At 51.1% G+C, this 24,303-nt stretch carries 21 protein-coding genes; 15 read left to right on the top strand and 6 right to left on the bottom strand.

Annotated elements, in window-relative coordinates:
• Position 1: 1 nt before the first annotated feature.
• Together dprA and CEQ48_RS18885 are read right to left on the bottom strand one after the other, a co-directional pair.
• Positions 2-1,117 (bottom strand): DNA-processing protein DprA, encoded by a 1,116-nt coding sequence (gene dprA, locus CEQ48_RS18890; protein WP_089072255.1) that lies wholly within the window; start codon positions 1,115-1,117, stop codon positions 2-4.
• Entirely contained in the window at positions 1,117-2,244 is a 1,128-nt protein-coding gene (locus CEQ48_RS18885) for a LysM peptidoglycan-binding domain-containing protein (protein WP_198301208.1), read from the bottom strand. Before CEQ48_RS18885 ends, dprA begins: the two co-directional genes overlap by 1 nt.
• A 139-nt stretch (positions 2,245-2,383) precedes the next feature.
• Between CEQ48_RS18885 and def the strand changes: the two genes are divergently transcribed.
• From def to CEQ48_RS18855, 6 genes are all read left to right on the top strand, one after another.
• Positions 2,384-2,893, top strand: coding sequence for a peptide deformylase (gene def / locus CEQ48_RS18880; protein WP_089072253.1), 510 nt, complete (start codon positions 2,384-2,386; stop codon positions 2,891-2,893).
• A gap of 17 nt (positions 2,894-2,910) precedes the next feature.
• Positions 2,911-3,858 (top strand): methionyl-tRNA formyltransferase, encoded by a 948-nt coding sequence (gene fmt / locus CEQ48_RS18875; protein ID WP_089072252.1) that lies wholly within the window; start codon positions 2,911-2,913, stop codon positions 3,856-3,858.
• A gap of 55 nt (positions 3,859-3,913) precedes the next feature.
• Complete coding sequence (gene rsmB / locus CEQ48_RS18870) at positions 3,914-5,194, top strand: 16S rRNA (cytosine(967)-C(5))-methyltransferase RsmB (protein ID WP_089072251.1); 1,281 nt, start codon at positions 3,914-3,916, stop codon at positions 5,192-5,194.
• 61 nt (positions 5,195-5,255) lie between these two features.
• On the top strand, positions 5,256-6,632 hold the full coding sequence (gene trkA, locus CEQ48_RS18865) for a Trk system potassium transporter TrkA (protein WP_000691366.1): 1,377 nt from the start codon (positions 5,256-5,258) through the stop codon (positions 6,630-6,632).
• Positions 6,633-6,643: 11 nt separating this feature from the next.
• The gene (locus tag CEQ48_RS18860; RefSeq protein WP_089072250.1) at positions 6,644-8,089 is read left to right on the top strand and encodes a TrkH family potassium uptake protein; all 1,446 of its coding nucleotides are present in this window, start codon (positions 6,644-6,646) and stop codon (positions 8,087-8,089) included.
• 11 nt (positions 8,090-8,100) lie between these two features.
• Positions 8,101-8,658, top strand: a complete 558-nt coding sequence (locus CEQ48_RS18855) for a DUF3157 family protein (RefSeq protein WP_198301207.1) — start codon at positions 8,101-8,103, stop codon at positions 8,656-8,658.
• 38 nt (positions 8,659-8,696) lie between these two features.
• Here the strand turns inward: CEQ48_RS18855 and trhA are convergent, their stop codons facing one another.
• Both trhA and CEQ48_RS18845 read right to left on the bottom strand, forming a co-directional pair.
• On the bottom strand, positions 8,697-9,338 hold the full coding sequence (trhA, locus tag CEQ48_RS18850; protein ID WP_000072082.1) for a PAQR family membrane homeostasis protein TrhA: 642 nt from the start codon (positions 9,336-9,338) through the stop codon (positions 8,697-8,699).
• Positions 9,339-9,421: 83 nt separating this feature from the next.
• Positions 9,422-10,213 carry a sporulation protein gene (locus CEQ48_RS18845; protein ID WP_198301206.1) on the bottom strand — a complete coding sequence of 264 codons (792 nt, stop codon included), beginning with the start codon at positions 10,211-10,213 and terminating at the stop codon, positions 9,422-9,424.
• Between the two features lie 699 nt (positions 10,214-10,912).
• Here CEQ48_RS18845 and CEQ48_RS18835 point away from each other — a divergent pair.
• The 4 genes from CEQ48_RS18835 (at position 10,913) to CEQ48_RS18820 (ending at position 14,670) form a co-directional block, all read left to right on the top strand.
• On the top strand, positions 10,913-11,179 hold the full coding sequence (locus tag CEQ48_RS18835; RefSeq protein ID WP_000649654.1) for a YihD family protein: 267 nt from the start codon (positions 10,913-10,915) through the stop codon (positions 11,177-11,179).
• Positions 11,180-11,578: 399 nt separating this feature from the next.
• Positions 11,579-13,003: a cytochrome c oxidase accessory protein CcoG gene (gene ccoG / locus CEQ48_RS18830; protein ID WP_089072247.1), complete on the top strand. Its 1,425-nt coding sequence runs from the start codon at positions 11,579-11,581 to the stop codon at positions 13,001-13,003.
• 47 nt (positions 13,004-13,050) lie between these two features.
• On the top strand, positions 13,051-14,037 hold the full coding sequence (locus CEQ48_RS18825; protein WP_089072246.1) for a serine/threonine protein kinase: 987 nt from the start codon (positions 13,051-13,053) through the stop codon (positions 14,035-14,037).
• 30 nt (positions 14,038-14,067) lie between these two features.
• A complete protein-coding gene (locus tag CEQ48_RS18820; protein WP_033933026.1) occupies positions 14,068-14,670 on the top strand; it encodes a thiol:disulfide interchange protein DsbA/DsbL in 603 nt (200 codons plus the stop codon).
• A gap of 76 nt (positions 14,671-14,746) precedes the next feature.
• Here the strand turns inward: CEQ48_RS18820 and yihG are convergent, their stop codons facing one another.
• Together yihG and CEQ48_RS18810 are read right to left on the bottom strand one after the other, a co-directional pair.
• Positions 14,747-15,631: a 1-acylglycerol-3-phosphate O-acyltransferase, YihG family gene (gene yihG / locus CEQ48_RS18815; protein WP_089072245.1), complete on the bottom strand. Its 885-nt coding sequence runs from the start codon at positions 15,629-15,631 to the stop codon at positions 14,747-14,749.
• Positions 15,632-15,720: 89 nt separating this feature from the next.
• Positions 15,721-17,244, bottom strand: a complete 1,524-nt coding sequence (locus CEQ48_RS18810; protein ID WP_000521796.1) for a YifB family Mg chelatase-like AAA ATPase — start codon at positions 17,242-17,244, stop codon at positions 15,721-15,723.
• 533 nt (positions 17,245-17,777) lie between these two features.
• On the opposite strand from CEQ48_RS18810, the gene ilvG reads away from it, so the two are divergent.
• From ilvG to ilvA, 5 genes are read left to right on the top strand one after another with little or no spacing between them, the layout of a single operon-like run.
• The gene (gene ilvG, locus CEQ48_RS18805) at positions 17,778-19,424 is read left to right on the top strand and encodes an acetolactate synthase 2 catalytic subunit (RefSeq protein ID WP_089072244.1); all 1,647 of its coding nucleotides are present in this window, start codon (positions 17,778-17,780) and stop codon (positions 19,422-19,424) included.
• Between the two features lie 11 nt (positions 19,425-19,435).
• A complete protein-coding gene (gene ilvM / locus CEQ48_RS18800) occupies positions 19,436-19,720 on the top strand; it encodes an acetolactate synthase 2 small subunit (RefSeq protein ID WP_001190201.1) in 285 nt (94 codons plus the stop codon).
• A gap of 11 nt (positions 19,721-19,731) precedes the next feature.
• Complete coding sequence (gene ilvE, locus CEQ48_RS18795) at positions 19,732-20,670, top strand: branched-chain-amino-acid transaminase (RefSeq protein ID WP_000201999.1); 939 nt, start codon at positions 19,732-19,734, stop codon at positions 20,668-20,670.
• 9 nt (positions 20,671-20,679) lie between these two features.
• Entirely contained in the window at positions 20,680-22,521 is a 1,842-nt protein-coding gene (ilvD, locus tag CEQ48_RS18790) for a dihydroxy-acid dehydratase (protein WP_089072243.1), read from the top strand.
• Positions 22,522-22,524: 3 nt separating this feature from the next.
• Positions 22,525-24,057: a threonine ammonia-lyase, biosynthetic gene (gene ilvA, locus CEQ48_RS18785; protein WP_000524705.1), complete on the top strand. Its 1,533-nt coding sequence runs from the start codon at positions 22,525-22,527 to the stop codon at positions 24,055-24,057.
• Positions 24,058-24,303 lie beyond the last annotated feature (246 nt).

Here is a 24,303-nt window from a genome sequence, read left to right as displayed (position 1 = left end):
GCTAGCCTCTCCCCTTTCTAATATAGCCACCAGGTACTGCAACCACATGCCCAAGGAGCTCAAGCTCCAAGAGCTGCATCATGATATCTTGCACCGGTATCTGGGTCCGGCTTGCGAGAATATCAATAGGTGTAGCTTCTATTCCTACGTTAGCTAACAGCTCGGGAAATGGCAATTCTTCATCGCCCTGTACAGCAGAAAAAAGTGTTGCTTGATAAGGAGCTTGTTCAGAGAGTGACCAAGTCAGCGCATTTTTGAGCTCTTGATGAATTTGTTGCACACTTTGCACCAAACAAGCGCCTTGGCGAATCAATTGATTGCTACCTTGGCTGGCGGCATTAAAAATTGATCCGGGAACCACAAAGACCTCACGCCCTTGCTCAGCCGCGTAGCGTGCGGTGATGAGTGAACCGCTTTTCTCCGCCGCTTCTACCACTACAACGCCCAGCGATAAGCCGCTGATAATCCGGTTACGGCGCGGGAAATGATCAGCTTTAGGAGGCGTGTGAGGAGCAAACTCAGAAACCAAGGCCCCTTGGGCGATGATCCGCTCCGCTAACCCTTGATGCTGCTTTGGGTAAACCTTTGCCAGTCCTGAGCCTAATACTGCCACGGTTTGCCCTTGTGCTTGCAAAGCGCCATCGTGCGCATAGCCATCAATACCAAGCGCTAAACCACTGGCGACCACTAAACCCGACTGCGCGAGCTCAGAGGCAAATTGGCGAGCGATCTGCCGCCCATCAACACTGGCATTGCGGCTACCCACGATAGCTACCGCGGGGTCATGCACCGATTCCCATATTCCTTCAATAAACAGGACGGGAGGCGATGAGCTAATCTCTTTCAATAAACGGGGATAAAGCGGGCAATGAGGAGTGACGATATAGCGGTTATTGGCTGCCGAGCGCCATTGCAAACACTGCTCGGCTTGCTTAGCCGCTTGAGTGGTTAAAAACACCAGTTGTTCGGGCTTAAGCCCGTTGGCCAACCATTGCTTAGGCGTAAAACTTTGCAACTGGGCTGGCAAACGGGTCGCAAGCAGGTGAGAAATGGTTTTGCTGCCCAGCTTAGGGGTAAAACAGAGCGCCAACCATGTCGCCAAATCCTGCTCTTTCATTAACTGGCATCATCAGCCAAATCAGTTTGTTCTGCAGATTGTGCCACATCCGGCTGCTCAGCTTGACTCTCCTCTTGTGGAGACAGTGCCAGCACCTCAATACTGATCGGTGCCGAACTGTTGGTAATGAGTGCCAAACTGAAACGCTCGTAAGGGCGGATCACCATTAAAGTGCCAACTTTAGTGCTCGGTAGTTGCACATCCGCATCTGATCCTTCGGCTTGGTAAGTAAACTGACCTTGTTTACCGTTGACTTTCACGCCAGCTTGATAGAGTTCAAACATACTGCCTTGCGCAACGCCATCACTACTCCCCTGATCAATCACCACCACTTGATTCTGCCCGGCATACTGGCTGCCTTCTAGCGAACCAAGAATGTGCGCTTCACTCCCAGTAGGTGCAGGTTGAGGATAGAACGTTGTTGAAAGCTGGAGTTCTTCGAGATCCACTTCTGGTAAAGCAATATCATTGGCTAAAATCTCTTGATTTTGCTCTTGCAAGCTTAGGCCACTAAAGTTCCCCCCCGTCATCGCCAACTCGCCCACCGCCACTAAACGCAGCGCAACCATGACTTCATCATCACGTTGATATTGAGCGACTTCGCGATAAATGCCCCATTTTTTCTCAGTTTGCACTCCTGAGATATAGAGCTGCTCTTGCTTGGTGAGATATTGACGGCCATCATTGGAACCAATCACACGCACACTATCTTGTAAGGCGGTTTTGGCCATCAAACGGTCAGATTGCAAATAAGGCAACACCAAGCCTTCCTGCACCGTTGGGACGGCTTGTTTTTCTAGCACTCGTACTTGCGGGCTCAGTTTACGCATCGGTTTTAAACTGAGTACAGGTTGCCCATCACGCCAAAACAGCGTCAGCTTATCACCGGGGTAGATCAAATGTGGGTTATCAATTTCTGGGTTCACCTGCCAAAGCCTTGGCCACAGCCATGGGCTATCGAGATACAGAGCGGAAATATCCCACAAGGTATCCCCTTTCACTACGGTATAGGTGGTCGGTGCATTGGGTTTGAGAGCCAATGGAGTTTGCTCATCCGCGGTCACCTGTCCACTGAGTAAAGTGAAAGGCAATAAAGCGTAGGCAATATAATGGGTTAATCGTGCCATGACCTTGCATCCTTGGTCGAAAAAATGACTGGGGTTCGGAGAAATCACGTTCGGATGCTGTCATTTGGGTCATAAAATGTCTAGAATTGAGCCAACACGCATTAAGCTGTTTCGGCACAGTTCAACATTTCGAGTGTATATGTCTGTATTGCAAGTATTAACATTCCCAGATGATCGACTGCGTACCGTTGCGAAACCGGTCGAAAAAGTCACCCCAGAAATCCAACAAATCGTCGATGATATGTTGGAAACCATGTATGCCGAAGAAGGCATCGGTTTAGCGGCGACCCAAGTCGATATTCACCAACGCATCGTGGTGATCGATATTTCTGAAACTCGCGATCAGCCTATGGTGTTGATTAACCCAGAGATCATCGAAAAGCGCGGTGAAGATGGCATTGAAGAAGGCTGTTTGTCCGTCCCAGGTGCGCGAGCTTTAGTGCCTCGCGCCGCAGAAGTGACCGTAAAAGCGCTGGATCGCAATGGTCAAGAGTACCAGTTTGATGCAGATGACCTGCTGGCTATCTGTGTACAGCACGAACTCGATCACCTCGCGGGCAAACTGTTTGTTGACTATCTGTCACCACTCAAACGCAACCGCATCAAAGAGAAGCTAGAGAAAATCAAACGCTTCAATGAGAAAAAATAAATTACTGTGAGGTAACCTTGAGCCAATCACTACGTATTGTCTTTGCAGGTACTCCGGATTTCGCCGCCCGTCACTTGGCGGCGTTATTGTCTTCGGAGCATGAGATTATTGCGGTCTACACCCAACCGGATCGCCCAGCGGGGCGCGGCAAAAAACTCACCGCCAGCCCAGTCAAAACCCTTGCACTTGAGCACAACGTTCCGGTTTATCAGCCAGAGAACTTTAAATCAGACGAGTCTAAACAACAGCTTGCCGCACTCAACGCCGATTTAATGGTGGTCGTGGCTTACGGCTTGCTACTGCCTAAAGTAGTTTTGGATACACCTAAACTTGGCTGTATTAATGTGCACGGTTCGATTCTGCCGCGTTGGCGGGGTGCGGCGCCGATCCAGCGCTCCATTTGGGCGGGTGATAGCGAAACTGGCGTAACCATCATGCGGATGGATGTCGGCCTTGATACCGGCGATATGCTGAAAATCGCGACTCTGCCGATTGAAGCGAGCGACACCAGTGCCTCGATGTACGACAAACTGGCAGAACTTGGTCCACAAGCGCTGCTCGAGTGCTTACAAGATATCGCTCAAGGCACAGCGGTTGCGGTCAAACAAGATGATGGATTGGCGAACTACGCGCATAAACTCAGCAAAGAAGAAGCGCGTATTAACTGGAGTGATGCAGCGACACATATTGAGCGCTGTATTCGTGCCTTTAATCCATGGCCGATGAGCCATTTTGAGGTGGCGGAAAACAGCATCAAAGTCTGGCAGGCCCGAGTGGAAACCCAAGCGGTGACTGAAGCTCCGGGCACCATTGTCCAAGCCGATAAAAGCGGCATTTACGTCGCAACCGGACAAGGCGTGTTGGTGCTCGAAAGCCTACAAATTCCGGGCAAAAAAGCCTTACCGGTACAAGATATTCTCAATGCGCGCGCCGACTGGTTTAGCGTCGGCTCACAACTCAATTAACTCTAAACCCTAGCCGATGGATGGCTAGGGTTTGGCTTTTTGTTTAGGTTTTATTATGAATGTTCGCGCCGCTGCTGCGTCGGCTCTTTACCAAGTGGTTGATTTAGGGCACTCCCTGTCCAATGCTTTGCCTGCGGCTCAGCAGCAAATTCGCCCACGCGATCACGCCCTGCTGCAAGAGATCTGCTACGGCGTTTTGCGCCAATTGCCACGTTTGGAATCCATCAGCCAAGCTCTGATGGAAAAACCGTTGAAAGGCAAACAACGCGTATTCCACTTCCTGATCCTCGTCGGATTATACCAACTGAGCTTTATGCGTATTCCCGCCCATGCTGCGGTAGGGGAAACCGTTGAAGGCGCGCAAGATTTGAAAGGCCCTCGTCTGCGTGGTTTGATCAATGCGGTGCTGCGTAACTATCAGCGTGACCAAGAAGGCTTAGATGCCCAAGCCACCAGCCATGATGCTGGGCGCTACGGTCATCCTAGCTGGTTACTCAAGCTCCTAAAAGAGAGCTATCCAGAGCAGTGGCAACAAATTGTTGAAGCCAACAACAGCAAAGCGCCGATGTGGCTACGCGTCAATCATCAACACCATACTCGTGCTGAGTATCAAACCCTGCTCGAACAAGCTGGCATCGTCACTACGCCTCATGCGCAAGCCGAAGATGCGCTGTGCTTGGAAACGCCTTGTGATGTGCACCAACTGCCCGGTTTCGCCGAAGGTTGGGTTTCAGTACAAGATGCAGCTGCGCAGTTAGCACTGACTTACCTTGCACCGCAAGCAGGAGAGCTGATTTTAGATTGCTGCGCGGCCCCCGGTGGCAAAACTGCGCACATCTTGGAGCGCACACCAGCGAGCCAAGTCGTCGCGATTGATTGTGATGAAACTCGCCTCAAACGCGTGCGAGAAAACCTGCAGCGTTTACAGCTCACTGCGCAAGTGATTTGTGGCGATGCGCGTTACCCGCAACAGTGGTGGCAAGGCGAACAGTTTGACCGCATCTTGTTGGATGCGCCTTGTTCGGCGACCGGCGTGATTCGCCGCCATCCCGACATCAAATGGCTGCGCCGCGCAGACGATATCGCGGCATTAGCCGAGCTACAGCGCGAAATTTTGGATGCGATGTGGCAACAACTCAAACCCGGTGGTAGTTTGGTGTACGCAACGTGCTCGATCACACCACAAGAAAACCGCCTACAGGTCAAAGCGTTCCTTGAACGCACGCCAGATGCGCGCTTAGTGGGTTCCGATCCCGCGCAGCCCGGCCGCCAAATCCTTCCCGGAGAGGAAGCAATGGACGGTTTCTATTACGCCGTATTAAGCAAACAACACTGATTCGGTCAACCAAGGTGAGCCACAACTCACCTTGGGCGTGAGCAAACAAAGAGAACAAGTTATGAAAATCATCATTCTTGGTGCAGGACAAGTCGGCGGCACGCTCGCTGAAAACTTGGTAGGCGAAAACAACGACATTACTGTGGTCGATAAAAACGCTGACCGACTGCGCGATTTACAAGATAAATATGATTTGCGTGTAGTCAATGGCCACGCCAGCCACCCTGATGTGCTGCGCGAAGCTGGCGCACAAGATGCTGACATGCTGGTCGCGGTCACCAATACCGATGAAACCAACATGGCCGCTTGTCAGGTCGCCTTTACTCTGTTTAACACGCCCAACCGGATTGCGCGTATCCGCTCTCCGCAATATCTCGCTGAAAAAGAAGCGCTGTTTCAATCTGGCGCGGTCCCCGTCGATCACCTGATTGCACCGGAAGAACTGGTCACCAGCTATATCGAGCGCTTGATCCAGTATCCGGGCGCGCTGCAAGTGGTGAGCTTCGCCGAAGAAAAAGTCAGCTTGGTGGCCGTTAAAGCGTATTACGGTGGTCCACTGGTTGGTAACGCCCTTTCTGCCCTACGCGATCACATGCCGCACATCGATACTCGCGTGGCGGCGATTTTCCGTCAGGGACGCCCAATTCGTCCGCAAGGCACCACCATTATTGAAGCGGATGATGAAGTGTTTTTCGTCGCCGCGAGTAACCATATTCGCTCGGTGATGAGTGAGTTGCAGCGCCTTGAAAAACCGTATCGTCGGATCATGATTGTCGGCGGCGGTAACATAGGTGCCAGCCTCGCTAAACGCCTAGAGCAAACTTACAGCGTTAAGCTGATTGAACATAATTACCAACGTGCGGAACAGTTATCTGAACAGTTGGAAAATACCATCGTCTTTTGTGGAGATGCCGCGGACCAAGAGCTGCTGTCGGAAGAGAATATCGATCAGGTCGATGTGTTTATCGCCCTCACCAATGAAGATGAAACCAACATTATGTCGGCCATGCTTGCCAAACGCATGGGAGCCAAGAAAGCCATGGTGCTTATCCAACGCAGCGGCTATGTCGATTTAGTCCAAGGCGGTGTGATTGATGTAGCGATCTCCCCGCAGCAAGCGACCATTTCTGCGCTACTCACTCACGTGCGCCGCGCCGATATTGTCAACGTCTCTTCATTACGCCGTGGAGCGGCAGAAGCAATTGAAGCGATCGCCCACGGCGATGAATCAACCTCTAAGGTAGTAGGACGAGCGGTGGGCGATATTAAACTGCCTCCGGGCACGACAATTGGCGCTATTGTGCGGGGCGAAGAAGTGCTGATTGCCCATGACCGCACTGTCATCGAGCAAGACGATCACGTCGTCATGTTCTTGGTCGATAAAAAATATGTGCCCGACGTGGAAACGCTATTCCAGCCGAGCCCATTCTTCTTGTAAAGGTTGGCGCTATGCTCAACTTACGCCCAATTACGTTTATCATCGGGCTAGTGCTGTCTAAGCTAGCCCTATTCATGTACGTGCCGACTCTGGTGGCATTTTTTACTGGCAGCGGCGGTTTTCTCGATTTCGCGCAAGCCGTCATCATTACCCATCTGGTGGCTTTTCTCTGCTTAAGTATCGGTCGCACTGAACATTTTCGGCTCAACGTACGTGATATGTTCCTGATCACCAGCTTGGTATGGACGATTGCCAGCGCATTTGCCGCTCTGCCTTTTGTGTTTATCAACCACATCAGCTTTACCGATGCCTATTTTGAAACCATGTCCGGCCTTACCACCACAGGCTCCACGGTACTCAGTGGCTTAGATGATATGCCGCCCAGTATTTTGCTGTGGCGCTCCATTTTGCAATGGTTAGGTGGGGTTGGCTTTATCGTGATGGCGGTAGCGGTATTGCCGATGCTCAATGTTGGGGGGATGAAGCTGTTCCAAACCGAATCGTCTGATTGGTCGGATAAAAGCAGCCCGCGCGCGAAAACCGTCGCGAAAAACATTGTGGCGGTGTATCTGGTTTTGACTGGGCTCTGTTTTTTGAGCTATATCGCCACAGGTATGACGCCGTTTGAAGCGATTAATCACGCCTTTACCACGCTTTCCACCGGCGGCTACTCGACCAGTGATAGCTCGATGAACCGCTTCTCACACGGCGCGCACTGGGTTGGCACACTCTTTATGTTTCTTGGCGGCCTGCCATTTTTACTGTTTGTGCAGGCCCTGCGCAAACAGAGTGCACGAGCCTTACTCAAAGATGAGCAGGTACGCGGCTTCTTCTGGCTCTTTATGATCTCCAGTTTACTGGTCGCAGGTTGGTTGTGGCTCAAAAACGATTACGCGATATTGGATGCGCTGCGAGTTTCGATGTTTAACATTGTCTCCGTCGTCACAACCACAGGCTATGGCCTGGATGATTTCACCGCGTGGGGCGCGCTCCCCTCAACCATTTTTGCCTTCCTATTGATGGTCGGCGCTTGCTCGGGCTCTACCTCTGGCGGCATTAAGGTCTTTCGTTTCCAAATAGCGATGGCACTGCTCAAAAAGCAACTGCTGAATCTCATCCACCCTTCTGGCATTTTTATCCAGCGCTATAACAAGCGCCCGGTTAATGAAGAGATCATCCGCTCCGTTGTCGCCTTTGGCTTGACGTTTTTCATCACTATCGTGGTACTGGCTGGCGCGTTATCGGCAATGGGATTGGATTCTGTGACCAGTATCTCTGGCGCGGTCACTGCCGTCGCTAACGTGGGTCCAGGTATGGGCAGCATCATTGGCCCAACGGGTAACTTTGCCCCTCTACCGGATGCCGCCAAATGGCTCTTGAGCTTTGGAATGTTGATGGGACGTTTAGAAATTCTGACGATTTTGGTGCTCTTTTTCCCGGCATTCTGGCGTCACTAAAAGGAAACGTAATGAAAAAACTCATATTGGCAGCCAGCCTAGTGAGCTTATCCACTTGGGCCGGTGAAACTGTACAGCTCAAGGATGGCCGCTATATTCAGCTCAACGATGACTTTACTTGGCAGTATGTGCCACAAGAGACTCAGCCCCAGCAGACAAGCGAGCTGACTCCTCTCCCGCTCGCTGCACCGGTGATCTCTCAACCGACATTGAGTGGTGTGGCAATCACTGTGGGTGATCATCGCTCTGTTTTGCAACTCAGTGATTCAGGCGTCGATGTGGTACTGAGCGCTCCGCGCTATGAGCATGGTCAGCTCAAGCTGAGCAGTGCAATCACTAACCAGAGTAGTCAGTCAGTGATTGCGGTTCGTCTCGCGATTCGAGTGCAGGATGCACAAGGCGTGTGGAGTGAAGAGCAGGAAGTGACGATTTGGCAGTCGATCAAACGAATGGCGGAAACCTATTTGCGCCCGCGCACTTCAATGGAAGGCAAACCACTGGAGTTAAACCTCGCAGAGCAGAGTCAGTACACACTGCACGCTACCATCAAACAGATTGAAACGCGCTAAATGCGCGTTTCCTCTTTTACCTATCTTATCCGTCAAAGCTAAATCGGCTCGACATACAGATAAATGGCCAAGAAATGGCATGCGCATCCCGCCAGCACAAAAGCGTGCCAAATGGCGTGGTTGTATGGGATCCGTTTGGCGACGTAGAAAATCACCCCGAGTGAATAGATAAGTCCACCCGCCGCCAGCAGAGTGAGCCCACCCACCTCAAGATGAATGGCAAGCTGGTAAATCACGATCAGCGAAAGCCAGCCCATGGTCAGATACGTCACCAAAGAGAGCTTTTTGAAGCGGTAGACAAAAGCAATTTTCATCAGAATGCCAATAAGCGCGAGCGACCAGATCACAATCATCAAACCAACCGCCAGTGGTGTGCGCAAACTGACCAGTAAAAATGGCGTATAACTGCCCGCAATCAGTAGATAAATAGCACAGTGATCAAAGGTTTTTAGCCAACGTTTTGCACGCTGATAAGGGATAGCGTGGTACAGCGTAGAAGCCAAAAATAGCGCAATCATACTGCCGCCATAAATGCTCATGCTGGTAATGGTCAATGCATCGGCTTGCTGATCCACCGCTTTGACCAACAGCAGCACTAAACCGACTATCCCTAAGATAAGGCCAACGCCATGACTTATCGCATTGGCCACTTCTTCTTTAAAGCCATAACTGTTCGACATACTCACTCAATCCGAGTCTGAAACTTGGCTTTAGTATCGCACATTGAGCTTACATGTGTTAGCTAAAATTTCAGGCCGCGAGATCAGCAGCTGCGATCAAGAAACGCCAACACTTGCTCCCCGGCTTCCTGTGGTGATGTGTGCGCAGGTAAAGTGAGATGTCGCTTGAGCTCACCGCGCCCTAGCAAGCTGGCCAACATGCCGGATGCGCCTCGTTGATAACGATCGACCTCAAACCAGAGCTGTAAGGCTTCAGGATCACGATAAGCCACGATTTCAACTTCACGCCAGCGGCCTTGAAATGGCCCCGTGGTGGGAACAAATTCGAACTCTTGCACAAAAGGCAGTGCGAAGCCTTTGGCTTGCTCACACTCAACCTGACGTAAACGTAAACCTTGTGCTTCCAGCGCACTAAAAATACCATCCATCATCGGCTCAGGGCGCACGGTGAGAATGTCCTTATCGGTAGGATCCAGCGCCAGCGCAATATCTAATCCGGTCTCTAACCAAACTTTGGCATCCCCTATCGTCACTGGGGTATTCCAAGGGATGCTGAGTTCGATATCAAAATTACGCGTTTCACCCGCCTCAATCGTAAAGGCGTACGGTAAAGACCAGTTGGCTAAGGTGTAGGTATGAGGAACTCGGCGCATTGGCTGGCCTTGTTGCTGACCGCGCTCATCCGCCACTTCCGCAATATAACGGCAACAAAGCTTGAGCTCGATATTATCAATGACTTGCGCTGTTGTGCCGCCATAAACATGGATGATGACCTTAACGGATTGGCCGGGATAGAGCACTTCCTGCTGCAACACCGAATCGACTTTCGCAGAGCCAATCCCAAAACTGGCGAGGGTTTTCTTGATAAACGACATAGACACCTCCTGTTGTGAGAATTGCATAGTAAGGGCTAACCCTTGTCTCACTCAATCCACGCAGTTGAAAATAAATGTTACGCAAAATTGGTCAACTATCGATCATTTTAGTAACTGGTGCTACTCTATTTGCGATATGAACGCATATCATTATTCCTGTCTCATTGTTCGGATCGGCAATCGCCAAAAGAGTGAATCTCGGTTACGTCCTGTACTCAAGAGCCACTCATAATGAGCCAGGGTGTAGCATCGGCAATGGATATGCCTGACAGTTAGGTTATGTCATGCGCCCAACAACCGTCAGGTTTTCAAATACAAACCGTAGTGCAATGCGTCGCCGCAGTGGTTTTGCAGTGGCTCCCGTTGCGAAAAAAACAGCAACAGCCCCCACGCTGGTTGAAAGAAATGCGTTGACCGCATCCCCCGAAACCAAAGTGGTTCAGGCAGCTTAATTGAAAAGCGCAGTAAAACCTGCGCTTTTTTCTTGCCTGCGAATTGGTATTGCTCAGCGCTTTTGGTACCTTTAGCCACAAATCACTATACCCAAACAACTTGGAGTTGCAGGTAGGCGGCAAGTGAGTGAGTCCCCATGAGCATAGCCCATGAGCATAGATAGACTATGTGATTGGGGTGAACGAACGTAGACAACACCGCAGCAGCTTCAAGTAGGAAGGGTATATAAAAATTGTGGAGAAAGTCATGAAATGTCATCGCGTAGAAGAACTACTGCAACTGCTTGAGCCTGAATGGCACAAAGATTCCGAGCTCAACTTGATTCAATTCTTACTTAAACTGGCTCAAGAAGCGGGTTACCAAGGTGCTCTCGAAGATCTGACCGATGATGTGCTGATTTACCATCTCAAGATGCGTAACAGCGCAAAAGATGCGGTGATCCCAGGACTTAAAAAAGATTATGAAGATGATTTCAAAACCGCCATTTTACGTGCACGAGGCATCATCAAATAATTCTGTTGATATACCCAAACAACTTGGAGTTGCAGGTAGGCGGCAAGTAAGTGAATCCCCATGAGCATAGGCAAACTATGTGATTGGGGTGAACGAGCGTAGCCAACACCGCTGCAGCTTCAAGTAGGAAGGGGATAACGCTCGGCAGTCCACATCCAAACCAAAATGAGCAAGCGGCGAAAGCCGCTTTTTTTATCAAGTGGTTAATAGGGTGAAGAATTGTAAGGGAATTTGTTGTTAAAGGTTGATTGCCTTAAAGAAATAAACGTTTGATTGACGCTATACTTACGGCCTAAAAAACCATCAGTCCCCTCTTACATCAGCCTTTAAGAGGGAATGAGCAATGTATTTGAGTGTGAGCAAAAGAAATCACACCGAATGCCTGAAAAGGATAGTGTCATGAGTCAGGATAAAATCGATGTTAAAGATGTGACTCCCAAAGTGTTCAACCCCAAGACCCACAAAGGGCAAGGAGGGGATCGCTTTAACCCAAGTAATCACATCTATGTTCGTGAAAGTAAAGGTACCTTCCAGAAACTGCGCCGTTATGGTGGCTGGTTTCTGCTGCTGTTGTTTGGGTTGGTTCCTTGGATTTCTTACGGCGATCGGCAAGCTATCTTGCTTGATATTGGCAACCAACAATTTAACTTCTTCGGAACCACGCTCTACCCACAAGATCTGACCTTACTAGCGCTGCTGTTTATGATCGCCGCCTTCGGCCTGTTCTTTATCACTACCTTCTTAGGCCGTGTCTGGTGTGGTTATCTCTGCCCGCAAACCGTGTGGACGTTTATGTACATCTGGTTTGAAGAAAAACTCGAAGGCAATGCCAACAAAAGACGTAAGCAAGACAACAGTCCGATGACGGCAGAACTCGTGGCGCGTAAAACCTTAAAGCACATCGCTTGGTTGGCGATTGCCTTAGTCACAGGCTTCACTTTTGTCGGCTACTTTGTGCCCATTCGCGCACTGGTGATCGACTTCTTTACTTTAAGTGCCGCATTCTGGCCAGTGTTTTGGGTACTGTTTTTTGCCCTTTGTACTTACGGCAACGCAGGCTGGATGCGCTCAATCATGTGTATCCACATGTGCCCATATGCGCGCTTCCAATCCGCCATGTTCGATAAAGATACCTTTATTGTCGGCTACGATGTCGCGCGCGGCGAACAACGTGGGCCACGCTCTCGCAAAGCGGATCCCAAAGCGCTCGGTTTAGGCGACTGTATTGATTGCGATCTCTGCGTGCAAGTCTGCCCAACCGGTATCGATATTCGTGACGGCTTGCAGTATGAGTGTATCAACTGCGGTGCGTGTATTGATGCTTGTGACAACACCATGGAACGCATGGGCTACGCGAAAGGGCTGATCAGCTACACCACAGAACATCGCCTATCTGGCAAACACACTAAAGTGATGCGCCCCAAACTGCTCGGTTATGGAGCGGTGTTCTTAGTCATGATTGGCTTGTTCTTTGCTCAAGTGGCCGCCGTGGATCCCGCGGGGTTAACCGTTCTTCGCGATCGCACTCAACTGTTTAGAACCAACGGCTCGGGCGAAATTGAAAACACTTACAACCTCAAGGTGATCAACAAAACCCAGCAGCCACAGACCTATCAGCTGTCAGTTAAAGGATTGGATCCGGTCTCTTGGTACGGCAAACAAAGTGTGGTTGTGCAACCGGGTGAAGTACTCAATCTACCCATGACGCTCGGAGCCAAACCAGAAAATCTCAGCTCTGCGGTCACGACAATTCAGTTTATACTGCACGACGAAAGCCACCAATTTACCCTTGAAGTCGAGAGCCGATTTATTCAAAAGCTCTGACACTCACCAGTATGGTAAAGGGCTCAGTAATGAGCCCTTTTTATTCAATGACCCAAGCCACGTTTCATTTTGATGCTTTAACTCCCGATCTGATTTGGTACGCACTGGAAAGTATCGGCATTCGTGCTGAGTCAGGCTTTTTGCCACTCAACAGCTATGAAAACCGCGTCTACCAGTTTACCGATGAAGAGCGTCGCCGCTTTGTGGTGAAATTTTATCGCCCACAACGTTGGACCGATGAGCAGATCCAAGAAGAGCATGATTTCGCGCTCGAACTGGAACAAGAAGAGATCCCGATCGTCCCGCCGCTGAGACTCAATGGCGCGACGCTACACCACTATCAAGGCTACCGTTTTGCCCTGTTTACCAGCATGGGCGGTCGCCAATACGAAGTGGATAATGAGGAACACTTAGAGTGGGTTGGCCGCTTTCTGGGGCGCATTCACAAAGTCGGAGCAAGTAAACCCTTTCTCCACCGCCCAACTTTGTCGCTGGATGAATACTTACACCAACCCAGACATACCTTGGAGTACAGTCACTGCATTCCTGCTCATTTACAGCGGGTGTTTTTTCATGATCTCGATGTCTTAATCGCTGAAATCAAGCAGCATTGGGTACCCACCCAGCCGCAAATCCGTCTGCACGGAGACTGCCACCCCGGCAACATTTTATGGCGCGATGGCCCGATGTTTGTCGATCTGGATGACGCGCGCAATGGCCCTGCCGTTCAAGATCTCTGGATGCTGTTGCATGGTGATCGCCAAGACAAACTGATCCAATTAGATATCGTTTTGGAAGGCTACCAAGAGTTTTGCGATTTTAATCCTCAACAATTGAAACTAATCGAGCCTTTACGTGGTCTACGCATGGTGCACTACATGGCATGGCTCGCCAAACGCTGGCAAGATCCGGCTTTTCCAATCGCATTTCCGTGGTTTAATGACGCGAAATACTGGGAGAATCAGATCCTCGCTTTTAAAGAGCAGATTGCCACTTTACAAGAACCCCCGTTATCATTGCAGCCGCAGTGGTAAGCCAACACAATAAATCCAATGGAGAAAGTCATGAAAAAGCTGTTTGCACTGGTTGCAACTCTGATGTTAAGCGTGTCAGCCTATGCGGCTCAATTTAAAGAAGGTGAACACTACCAAGTGTTAAAAACACCCGCCTCTTCTTCACCAGTCGTCAGTGAGTTTTTCTCATTTTACTGCCCGCACTGTAACACTTTCGAACCCATCATTGCTCAGTTGAAGCAGCAGTTGCCAGAAGGGGCAAAACTGCAGAAAAACCACGTCTCTTTCATGGGTGGCAACATGGGTCCAGCGATGAGCAAAGCGTACGCAACCATGATTGCACTCGAAGTGGAAGATAAAATGGTGCCCGTGATGTTTAACCGCATTCACACTCTGCGTAAGCCACCGAAAGATGAACAAGAACTGCGCCAAATTTTCCTAGATGAAGGGATTGATGCCGCGAAATTTGATGCGACTTACAACGGCTTTGCCGTGGATTCTATGGTGCGCCGTTTTGATAAACAGTTCCAAGATAGCGGCCTAACGGGTGTGCCTGCCGTTGTTGTGAACAACCGTTATTTGGTACAAGGTCAGTCCGTCAAATCCCTCGACGAATATTTTGACCTAGTGAACTACCTGCTGACGCTGAAGTAATCTCAACCCATGATTCGGTATTGAGAAAAAGACAAAGGGAGCCCATGGCTCCCTTCGCTTTATCAGCCTCTCAGTGCTAATCGGCTTTGTAAATCTGCTCTAATCGCTGATCTTTACGCTGCCACACCTCGCTCAGCCAGAGCTGAAACTGACGCTTAAACTGCTTATCGTTGAAGTAATCACCTTGTACCTGTTTATCCACCGGTAGCAAATCAATGTGCACCACAATGCGCTGCATACGGCCCATCAATAAATCACGAAACGGTTGTTGACGGTTATCCGGATAGGCCAAAGTCACATCAATAATATGCTCGAACTGCTCACCCATGGCGGCTAACGTGTAGGCAATACCACCGGTTTTCGGCTGCAATACATGCTGATAACCCAAGCCACTGCGTTGCTGTTTCTGAGCATGAAAACGTGTCCCTTCCACATAGTTTACAACTGTGGTCGGCACCGAACGGAATTTCTCACACGAACGGCGCGTCGTCGCTAAATCTTGGCCGCGTTTGTGCGGATGGCGCAGCAGATACTCACGCGAATAGCGGCGCATAAACGGCATATCCAGCGCCCAACACGCCATACCAATGAAAGGCACATACAGCAGTTGCTGCTTGAGGAAAAATTTCGGCATTGGGATGCGGTCTTTAAACACGCAGCACAGCACCACAATATCCGTCCAACTCAAGTGATTGGAAATCAGCAGATACCATCCCTGCTTAGTCAGGGTTTCACCGCCTTGAATATCCCATTCCACGCGGTTGGAAAGCTGCAAAACCCAGGCGTTCACACTCGCCCATGACCACATCACCCAATTCGCCGCTTGCGTGGCCTGCGCTTTCCATGCGGCTGACGGCAGCAACAGTTTAATCAAAGCAATCAAGCAGATCAGCAGCGAATGAAAGGCCGAATTTAACACCACCACGGTCACATTCAGCGCAAGGAGCAAGTAAGCCAACATAGTTCTCAGTTCAAAGATGAGTAAAAAAACAGCGTGTGATTATACAAACTTGTCATCGTAATGAAACATGAACTCTGCAGGTCAGAGTACTAGACGTTCTGCGCACTGAGCTGTTTAAGTAAGCGATCCATCGCTCGATAGCCCAACGCCTCGGCCAAATGTGGACGAGCGATCTGCGCTTCACCTTGCAAATCCGCTATGGTTCGCGCCACTTTAATGATGCGATGGTAAGCCCGAATAGATAAACCCAAGCGATGCAGCGCGCTTTCTAGAAATTCCGCATCCGCTTTAAGCAAAGGGCAATACTGTTCAATTTCTCGACTTTGCAGCAAAGCATTCACTTTGCCCGATCGCGCCAACATACGCTCACGCGCTACCCACACTCGCTGGCGCACAGCCGCCGTCGATTCACCACGATCGCCCCCATTGGCGAGCGTACCTTTGGGTAACGCTGGGATCTCAATCGACATATCAAAGCGATCCAACAAAGGGCCTGAAAGCCGGCTCAAATAACGCAAAATACTCTGCGGATTGGCTCTGGCCTGACTGCCTTCGTAGTAGCCCGTAGGGCTTGGATTTAACGCGCCGACCAATTGAAAGCGTGCTGGAAAACGGGTTTTCCCCTGCGCGCGAGAAATCACGATCTCACCCGATTCCAGCGGTTCACGCAGTGAATCAAGCACTTTACGCTCAAACTCCGGCATTTCGTCCAAAAACAGTAGTCCATTATGGGCGAGAGAAATTTCACCGGGGCGCGGAATGGTGCCGCCCCCAACCAAAGCCGCCATTGAACTTGAATGGTGCGGTGCACGAAAAGGGCGCAATTTCCAGTTGTGTTGGTTTATCTCTTGCTGCGTGAGAGAGGCAATCGAGGCTGTTTCCATCGCCTCTTCATCACTCATTTCTGGCAGTAAATCGCACAGCCGTGAAGCGAGCATGGTTTTACCCGTCCCCGGAGGGCCGAGAAACAGCAGGTTGTGATTGCCAGCCGCAGCGATTTCCAAAGCTCGTTTTCCCTGCTGCTGACCTATGATGTCTTGCAGATCGCGCGTCTGACTCACTTGTTGCACACTGGGCGAACTTTGAAACAAAGATAGAGTTTGCTGACCACACAAGTCCGCGCACACTTCGAGTAAGCTTTGCGCCGACTTATGCCGCTCAACCCCGACCAAAGCCGCCTGATCGCCATTACTATGCGGCACCACCAAACAGCGCTCCACTTGGTTAGCCGCGAGCGCGGCCGGTAACACCCCTTTCACGCCACGAATTTCGCCCGATAGCGCCAATTCGCCGATAAATTCGTAACTTTCGAGCTTAGTTCGCGCAATTTGATCCGAGGCCGCCAAAATGCCAAGTGCAATCGGTAAATCAAAACGTCCCCCCTCTTTGGGTAAATCGGCTGGGGCTAAATTGACCGTAATGCGCTTCGCTGGAAACTCAAAGCGAGAATTGATGATCGCGCTGCGCACCCGATCGCGCGACTCTTTTACTGTGGTTTCTGGCAATCCTACCAAGGTAAACCCCGGCATCCCGTTACTGATGTGAACCTCAACCGTGACCGGAGGTGCCTGCACGCCAATACTGGCGCGGCTATGAATGATCGCAAGTCCCATTGCATCCCTTAGTATTTGATCAAAAAGCCTTCAGCGCCTGAATAAGTGGCGATAAAAAGCACAGAATGGGTTATATAGCGTGGTGAGATAAAACGGGAATGTGAAAAAAGAATGAGTTTTTGCTTGTCATGTAACGAAGATGTGTGTTAACACTAGAAGCGCAAATACATTGGTAAGATATTAGTTCAACCCTAACAAACGACTTTACTATGAACTTGAACGCTCGCATCAACGCTCTAATTAACCTAATTATCGTGGTCATTCTAGTGACGACGCGGGGGCGAGTGGGCGAAAAATAAGTAACCAAATCCAAAAAAACCCCCGCACTGAAAAGTCCGGGGGTTTTTTTACAACTCAGACAGACTAAAAAAAGCACATTCTGAACAGGTTATACCCTAGCTCGGATAGATACAGGTCAGTACTTATCCGTTGGAATAACCCCAGAATACGCAGGAAGAATGGGAGCGGCACATGAAGTGCAAACACAACACACAGGAAGGCAGCGACACGTATTGTTGCCATAAGGAGGCACGATGACCGGAGCACAGTTAGTCGTTGCCGCATTGAAGCAACAGGGCATCAAAACCGTTTTTGGTTACCCTGGCGGCGCTATCATGCCGATTTATGATGCGCTGTATGACGGAGGCGTTGAGCACATCCTCTGCCGCCATGAACAAGGTGCGGCCATGGCCGCGATTGGTATGGCGCGCTCAACGCAGAAAGTGGCGGTGTGCATGGCCACATCTGGCCCCGGCGCCACCAACTTGGTGACAGGCTTGGCGGATGCCTTTCTTGATTCGGTTCCGCTGGTCGCCATCACTGGCCAAGTGGCCAGCTCACACATAGGCACCGATGCGTTTCAAGAGATGGATGTGATCGGCATGTCGCTCTCTTGTACCAAGCACAGCTACTTAGTCACCGACATCAACGAGCTAGCACCCACCTTAGCCGAAGCGTTTGAGGTTGCGCAGACCGGTCGTCCCGGCCCAGTGTTGGTGGATATCGCCAAAGACGTACAGCTCGGCAAAGCGCCGGTCTCCGCTTTGCCAAGCTTTACCCCACCCGCTATGCCACAGGTGGATGCAACGCAGCTAGCCAACGCACAAGCGCTGCTCACGCAATGTAAGCGCCCAGTATTGTATGTCGGTGGTGGAGTGCAACTGGCGAATGCCACAAACACAGTGCGTGAGTTTTTACGCCTCAATCCTATGCCTTCAGTCAGCACACTCAAAGGCTTGGGCACCATTGAGCGTCACGACCCACACTATCTTGGCATGCTGGGCATGCACGGCACCAAAGCGGCAAACTTGATCGTACAAGAGTGTGATTTGCTGATCGCGGTTGGCGCGCGTTTCGATGACCGCGTGACAGGCAAGCTTGATACCTTTGCACCTCACGCCAAAGTGATCCATGTCGATATTGATGCCGCCGAGTTCAACAAACTGCGTCATGCGCACGCGGCACTGCGCGGTGATATCAACCTCATCCTGCCGCAGTTGGAACTGAGCCACGACATATCCCCTTGGGTACATCATAGTGAGAGCCTGCGTAGCGGGTTCAAATGGCGCTACGATCATCCGGGCGACAACATCTTCGCACCACTGCTGCTCAAGCAACTGTCGGACATGATGCCGGACTCTTCGATTGTCTCGACCGACGTTGGCCAACACCAAATGTGGGCCGCGCAGCACATTCAACCGCGCGCACCACAAAACTTCATCTCGTCCGCAGGCCTTGGCACCATGGGCTTTGGTTTACCGGCGGCAATGGGGGCTGCGGTCGCGCGTCCTGACGATCAATCGATCCTGATCAGCGGTGATGGTTCTTTCATGATGAACGTGCAAGAGCTTGGCACGCTGAAGCGTCGCCAGATCCCCGTCAAAATGGTGCTGCTGGATAACCAACGTTTGGGCATGGTGCGCCAATGGCAATCACTGTTCTTTGATGGTCGCCACAGCGAAACCATTTTGGATGACAACCCAGACTTCGTGATGCTGGCCAAAGCCTTCAACATCCCCGGCAAAACCATCAGCCGCAAAGAAGAAGTCGAGCCTGCACTGCGTGAAATGCTCGCCAGCAAAACCGCTTATCTACTGCACGTGCTGATTGATGAAGAAGAGAACGTGTGGCCACTGGTGCCACCGGGCGCATCCAACACTGACATGCTTGAGAACACCTAGGGAGAGGCCACATGCAACGTTATCTACTCGATATTAAAGCGGACGATAAACCGGTTTTATTAGAGCGCGTTTTGCGCGTGACGCGTCATCGTGGTTTTGTCATCAAGCAAGTCGCGGCAACCCAAAATCATGAAAGCAAAATCGCCAGCGTTGAGATCATTGTCGACAGTGACAGACCGATCACGACCCTGACCAATCAAATTGAAAAACTGTGGGATGTGCGTACTGTGGAAGTCACAGCGATCAGAAATGACGAGCTGCCCAATAACAACTTACAACAAAAGATTTGCGCATAAGGAAGGCAATCATGGCAACAAAAACTGCTGATTACATTTGGTTCAATGGCGAGATGATCCCATGGGCGAATGCGACCGTTCACGTACTCACCCATGCAATGCACTACGGCACTTCGGTGTTTGAAGGCGTTCGCTGCTACAACACCCCAAAAGGCCCTATCATCTTCCGCCATCGCGAACACGCGCAGCGCCTGCTTGATTCAGCCAAAATCTACCGCTTCCCAATCCCTTATTCGATTGAGACCATCATGGAAGCGACGCGCGAAACCTTACGCGTCAACAAACTCGATAACGCTTACATTCGCCCACTGGCGTATGTGGGTAACGTGGGTCTTGGCGTGTGTCCACCAGTCGGCACCGAAATGGATCTGATGATTGCCGCTTTCCCTTGGGGTGCTTACCTCGGTGAAGAAGCGCTAGAAAATGGCGTGGATGCCATGGTTTCAAGCTGGCATCGTGCGGCACCGAACACCATTCCAACCGCGGCAAAAGCGGGCGGTAACTACCTATCTTCTCTACTGGTTGGTGGCGAAGCACGTCGCCACGGTTACGCGGAAGGCATCGCGCTGAGTGTCGATGGTTATCTTTCTGAAGGTGCGGGCGAAAACATTTTCGTAGTGAAAAACGGCGTGATCCTGACCCCACCGACCACCAGCTCCATCCTGCCGGGCATTACTCGTGATTCGATCATGACGCTGGCACGCGACATGGGTTATGAAGTGCGCGAAGCTAACATCTCCCGTGAAGCGCTCTATCTGGCTGATGAGATTTTCATGACCGGTACCGCAGCCGAAGTGGTTCCGGTGCGTAGTGTGGATAAGATCACCGTGGGTGCAGGCAAACGCGGCCCCATCACCAAGGTAGTACAAGATGCTTACTTTGGTCTGTTCAAAGGCACCACAGAAGATAAGTGGGGCTGGTTGGATTACGTTTACCCAGCAGCGAAGTAAGGAGTTTCCATGCCTAAGTACCGTTCCGCTACCACCACACACGGACGTAACATGGCGGGTGCGCGCGCATTATGGCGCGCCACCGGCGTCAAAGAGGAAGATTTTGGTAAACCGATCATTGCGGTGGTCAACTCCTTCACTCAATTTGTTCCCGGCCATGTGCATTTAAAAGATCTCGGCCAACTGGTTGCGCGTGAAATTGAAGCCGCTGGCGGCATTGCCAAAGAGTTCAACACCATTGCGGTCGATGACGGTATCGCTATGGGTCACGGCGGCATGCTCTACTCGCTGCCATCGCGTGAACTGATCGCCGATTCCGTCGAATACATGGTCAACGCGCACTGCGCCGATGCCATGGTGTGTATCTCCAACTGTGACAAAATCACTCCGGGAATGCTGATGGCGGCGATGCGCCTCAATATCCCGGCGATTTTCGTCTCTGGTGGCCCGATGGAAGCGGGAAAAACCAAGCTTTCTGACCAAATCATCAAGCTCGACTTGGTCGATGCCATGATCCAAGGCGCTGACCCCAAAGTATCGGATGCCCAAAGTGAGCAGATTGAACGCTCGGCGTGCCCAACGTGTGGCTCTTGCTCGGGGATGTTTACCGCCAACTCGATGAACTGTTTGACTGAAGCGCTGGGCCTCTCTCAGCCGGGTAACGGCTCACTACTCGCCACGCATGCCGATCGCAAACAGCTATTTTTGAGCGCAGGGCAACGCATTGTTGAGCTCACTAAACGTTACTACGAGCAAGATGATGCTTCGGCTCTGCCACGCAATATTGCCAACAAAGCGGCGTTTGAAAACGCGATGGCGCTAGACATTGCGATGGGTGGTTCCACCAACACGGTATTGCACCTGTTGGCAGCAGCGCAGGAAGGCGATGTGGCGTTTGATATGACCGATATCGATCGTATGTCTCGCCAAGTGCCGCACTTATGTAAAGTCGCGCCTTCCACTCAGAAATACCATATGGAAGATGTGCACCGCGCGGGCGGTGTGATGGGGATTTTGGGTGAGCTGCAACGTGCAGGCTTACTCAACGATCAAACCCGCACCGTACTGGGCATGTCACTGCAAGAACAGCTTGCACAATACGATGTGAAGCAAAGCGAAGACCAAGCCGTACGTACTATGTTCCGCGCAGGTCCTGCCGGTATTCGCACCACCCAAGCGTTCTCGCAAGATTGTCGCTGGGATACGCTCGATGACGATCGCCAAGAGGGCTGTATCCGCGATAAAGCGCATGCTTACAGTCAAGATGGCGGTCTTGCCGTGCTGAAAGGCAACTTGGCGCTGGATGGCTGTATCGTAAAAACCGCTGGCGTAGATGAAAGTATCCTCAAATTCCGTGGCCCTGCCGTGGTGTATGAAAGTCAGGAAGATGCGGTCAACGGCATTCTTGGCGGCCAAGTCAAAGCCGGCGATGTCGTGGTCATTCGTTATGAAGGTCCAAAAGGTGGTCCGGGCATGCAAGAGATGCTCTATCCAACCACGTACCTCAAATCGATGGGACTGGGTAAACAGTGCGCGCTACTGACCGATGGCCGCTTCTCCGGTGGCACGTCCGGCTTGTCGATTGGTCACGCCTCTCCGGAAGCAGCCAATGGCGGTACGATTGGCTTGGTACGCAGTGGCGATAGCATCGCGATTGATATTCCCAACCGTTCGATCACGCTCGAAGTCAGCGAATCTGAGCTAGCAGCTCGCCGTGCTGAACAAGATAAACTCGGCTGGAAACCAGTGGATCGCCAGCGTACCGTTTCTTTGGCGCTGAAAGCTTATGCCAGCATGGCAACCAGCGCCGACAAAGGTGCAGTGCGCGATAAGTCCAAACTTGAGGGCTAAGCCATGGGGTTAACCAATCAAACTGGCGCAGAGTATCTGCGCCAGATCTTGCGCTCTCCGGTGTATGAGGTAGCCAACGTCACGCCATTGCAAACCATGCCGCGTCTTTCGGCGCGAATTGGTAACCAAGTGCAGATCAAACGTGAAGATCGCCAGCCAGTACACTCGTTTAAGCTGCGCGGTGCTTACAACATGGTGTCGCACCTCAGCGAAGCACAAAAAGCCGCGGGCGTAATTGCCGCTTCTGCTGGTAATCATGCTCAAGGCATGGCGCTGTCTGGAACTAAACTTGGCATCAAAACCACCATCGTCATGCCACGCACCACGCCAGACATTAAAGTTGAAGCGGTACGCGGATTTGGCGGCGAAGTGCTGCTGCACGGCAGCAATTTCGATGAAGCCAAAGCTGAAGCAGAACGTTTATCCAAAGAACAAGGCTACACCTTTGTACCGCCATTCGATCACCCTTTGGTGATCGCAGGCCAAGGCACGATCGGCATGGAAATGCTGCAGCAAAACGGTCACTTGGATTACATTTTTGTGCCGGTCGGTGGCGGCGGTTTAGCGGCGGGAGTGGCGGTTCTGGTCAAACAGTTGATGCCGGAGATCCAAGTCATCGCGGTTGAACCGGAAGACTCTGCCTGTCTCAAAGCCGCTTTGGATGCGGGTAAACCCGTGGTGCTGGATCAAGTCAGCATGTTTGCTGATGGTGTGGCAGTAAAACGAATTGGCGATGAAACCTTTCGCCTTTGCCAGCAATACATTGATGGGCACGTGACGGTTTCCAGTGATGAAATCTGCGCGGCGGTGAAAGACATCTTTGAAGATACTCGTGCGATCGCTGAACCTTCTGGCGCATTGGCGCTGGCGGGACTAAAGAAATTTGCCGAACAGCAGCAGCTCAAAGGCAAACAGTTGGGGACGGTACTTTCTGGCGCCAACACCAACTTCCACGGTTTGCGCTACGTGTCGGAGCGCTGCGAACTGGGTGAAAAACGCGAAGGCTTACTCGCGGTGACCATTCCAGAGCGCAAAGGGGCGTTTTTCGACTTCTGCCAAATTATTGGTAACCGTGCCGTCACCGAATTTAACTACCGTTACAGTGACGACCAACTGGCCAATATTTTTGTCGGTGTGCGCTTAGTTGGCGGTCCAGAAGAGCTGAAATCGATCATTCACGAGCTGCGCCAATCCGGCTATCCGGTGCAAGATCTCTCCGATGATGAAATGGCTAAGCTGCACATTCGTTACATGATTGGCGGTCGCCCTTCCAAACCACTGACCGAGCGTTTGTACAGCTTTGAGTTTCCTGAATACCCCGGTGCACTGCTCAAATTCTTGAGTATGCTCGGCACCCACTGGAACATCAGCTTGTTCAACTACCGCAACCACGGCGCAGACTACGGCCGCGTACTGTGTGGTTTTGAACTCGATACACCAGATCTGGTGCGCTTTTCAGAGCATTTAGTTGAACTCGGTTATCGCTATAAAGATGAAACCGATAACCCAGCGTATCGTTTCTTCCTAGCTAAATAATCTTCGCCCCGCCTTGTGTGGGGCTCTTTCTCTTTACCGGCGAGCCATCAGCATCGAGCGAAGTGGCCAAGGTCAAGTGTTGAAAAATCAACCATTTCATTCCTGAACAATTCTTGCTAAAACTTGTTCTATATCCAGTCCGCTCCATAGATAGGCTGGCATACTCCTCGCTTTCGCTTGGCTTTACCATCCATACCCGACTACTTGTCCATTCAGGTAGAAAAGGCATAAATAGAGGGAAATCCC

The sequence above is a fragment of the Vibrio tarriae genome, from assembly GCF_002216685.1.
GTDB classification, from domain to species: Bacteria; Pseudomonadota; Gammaproteobacteria; order Enterobacterales; family Vibrionaceae; genus Vibrio; species Vibrio tarriae.
The sequence above is the reverse complement of the archived record's forward strand: the minus strand, read 5'-3'. Positions and strand labels throughout refer to the sequence as shown.

Coding starts and splice junctions, on each gene's coding strand:
- dprA (WP_089072255.1), bottom strand. CDS start 1,117: ATGAAAGAGCAGGATTTGGCGACATGGTTGGCGCTCTGTTTTACCCCT.
- CEQ48_RS18885 (WP_198301208.1), bottom strand. CDS start 2,244: ATGGCACGATTAACCCATTATATTGCCTACGCTTTATTGCCTTTCACT.
- def (WP_089072253.1), top strand. CDS start 2,384: ATGTCTGTATTGCAAGTATTAACATTCCCAGATGATCGACTGCGTACC.
- rsmB (WP_089072251.1), top strand. CDS start 3,914: ATGAATGTTCGCGCCGCTGCTGCGTCGGCTCTTTACCAAGTGGTTGAT.
- trkA (WP_000691366.1), top strand. CDS start 5,256: ATGAAAATCATCATTCTTGGTGCAGGACAAGTCGGCGGCACGCTCGCT.
- CEQ48_RS18860 (WP_089072250.1), top strand. CDS start 6,644: ATGCTCAACTTACGCCCAATTACGTTTATCATCGGGCTAGTGCTGTCT.
- CEQ48_RS18855 (WP_198301207.1), top strand. CDS start 8,101: ATGAAAAAACTCATATTGGCAGCCAGCCTAGTGAGCTTATCCACTTGG.
- trhA (WP_000072082.1), bottom strand. CDS start 9,338: ATGTCGAACAGTTATGGCTTTAAAGAAGAAGTGGCCAATGCGATAAGT.
- CEQ48_RS18845 (WP_198301206.1), bottom strand. CDS start 10,213: ATGTCGTTTATCAAGAAAACCCTCGCCAGTTTTGGGATTGGCTCTGCG.
- CEQ48_RS18835 (WP_000649654.1), top strand. CDS start 10,913: ATGAAATGTCATCGCGTAGAAGAACTACTGCAACTGCTTGAGCCTGAA.
- ccoG (WP_089072247.1), top strand. CDS start 11,579: ATGAGTCAGGATAAAATCGATGTTAAAGATGTGACTCCCAAAGTGTTC.
- CEQ48_RS18825 (WP_089072246.1), top strand. CDS start 13,051: ATGACCCAAGCCACGTTTCATTTTGATGCTTTAACTCCCGATCTGATT.
- CEQ48_RS18820 (WP_033933026.1), top strand. CDS start 14,068: ATGAAAAAGCTGTTTGCACTGGTTGCAACTCTGATGTTAAGCGTGTCA.
- yihG (WP_089072245.1), bottom strand. CDS start 15,631: ATGTTGGCTTACTTGCTCCTTGCGCTGAATGTGACCGTGGTGGTGTTA.
- CEQ48_RS18810 (WP_000521796.1), bottom strand. CDS start 17,244: ATGGGACTTGCGATCATTCATAGCCGCGCCAGTATTGGCGTGCAGGCA.
- ilvG (WP_089072244.1), top strand. CDS start 17,778: ATGACCGGAGCACAGTTAGTCGTTGCCGCATTGAAGCAACAGGGCATC.
- ilvM (WP_001190201.1), top strand. CDS start 19,436: ATGCAACGTTATCTACTCGATATTAAAGCGGACGATAAACCGGTTTTA.
- ilvE (WP_000201999.1), top strand. CDS start 19,732: ATGGCAACAAAAACTGCTGATTACATTTGGTTCAATGGCGAGATGATC.
- ilvD (WP_089072243.1), top strand. CDS start 20,680: ATGCCTAAGTACCGTTCCGCTACCACCACACACGGACGTAACATGGCG.
- ilvA (WP_000524705.1), top strand. CDS start 22,525: ATGGGGTTAACCAATCAAACTGGCGCAGAGTATCTGCGCCAGATCTTG.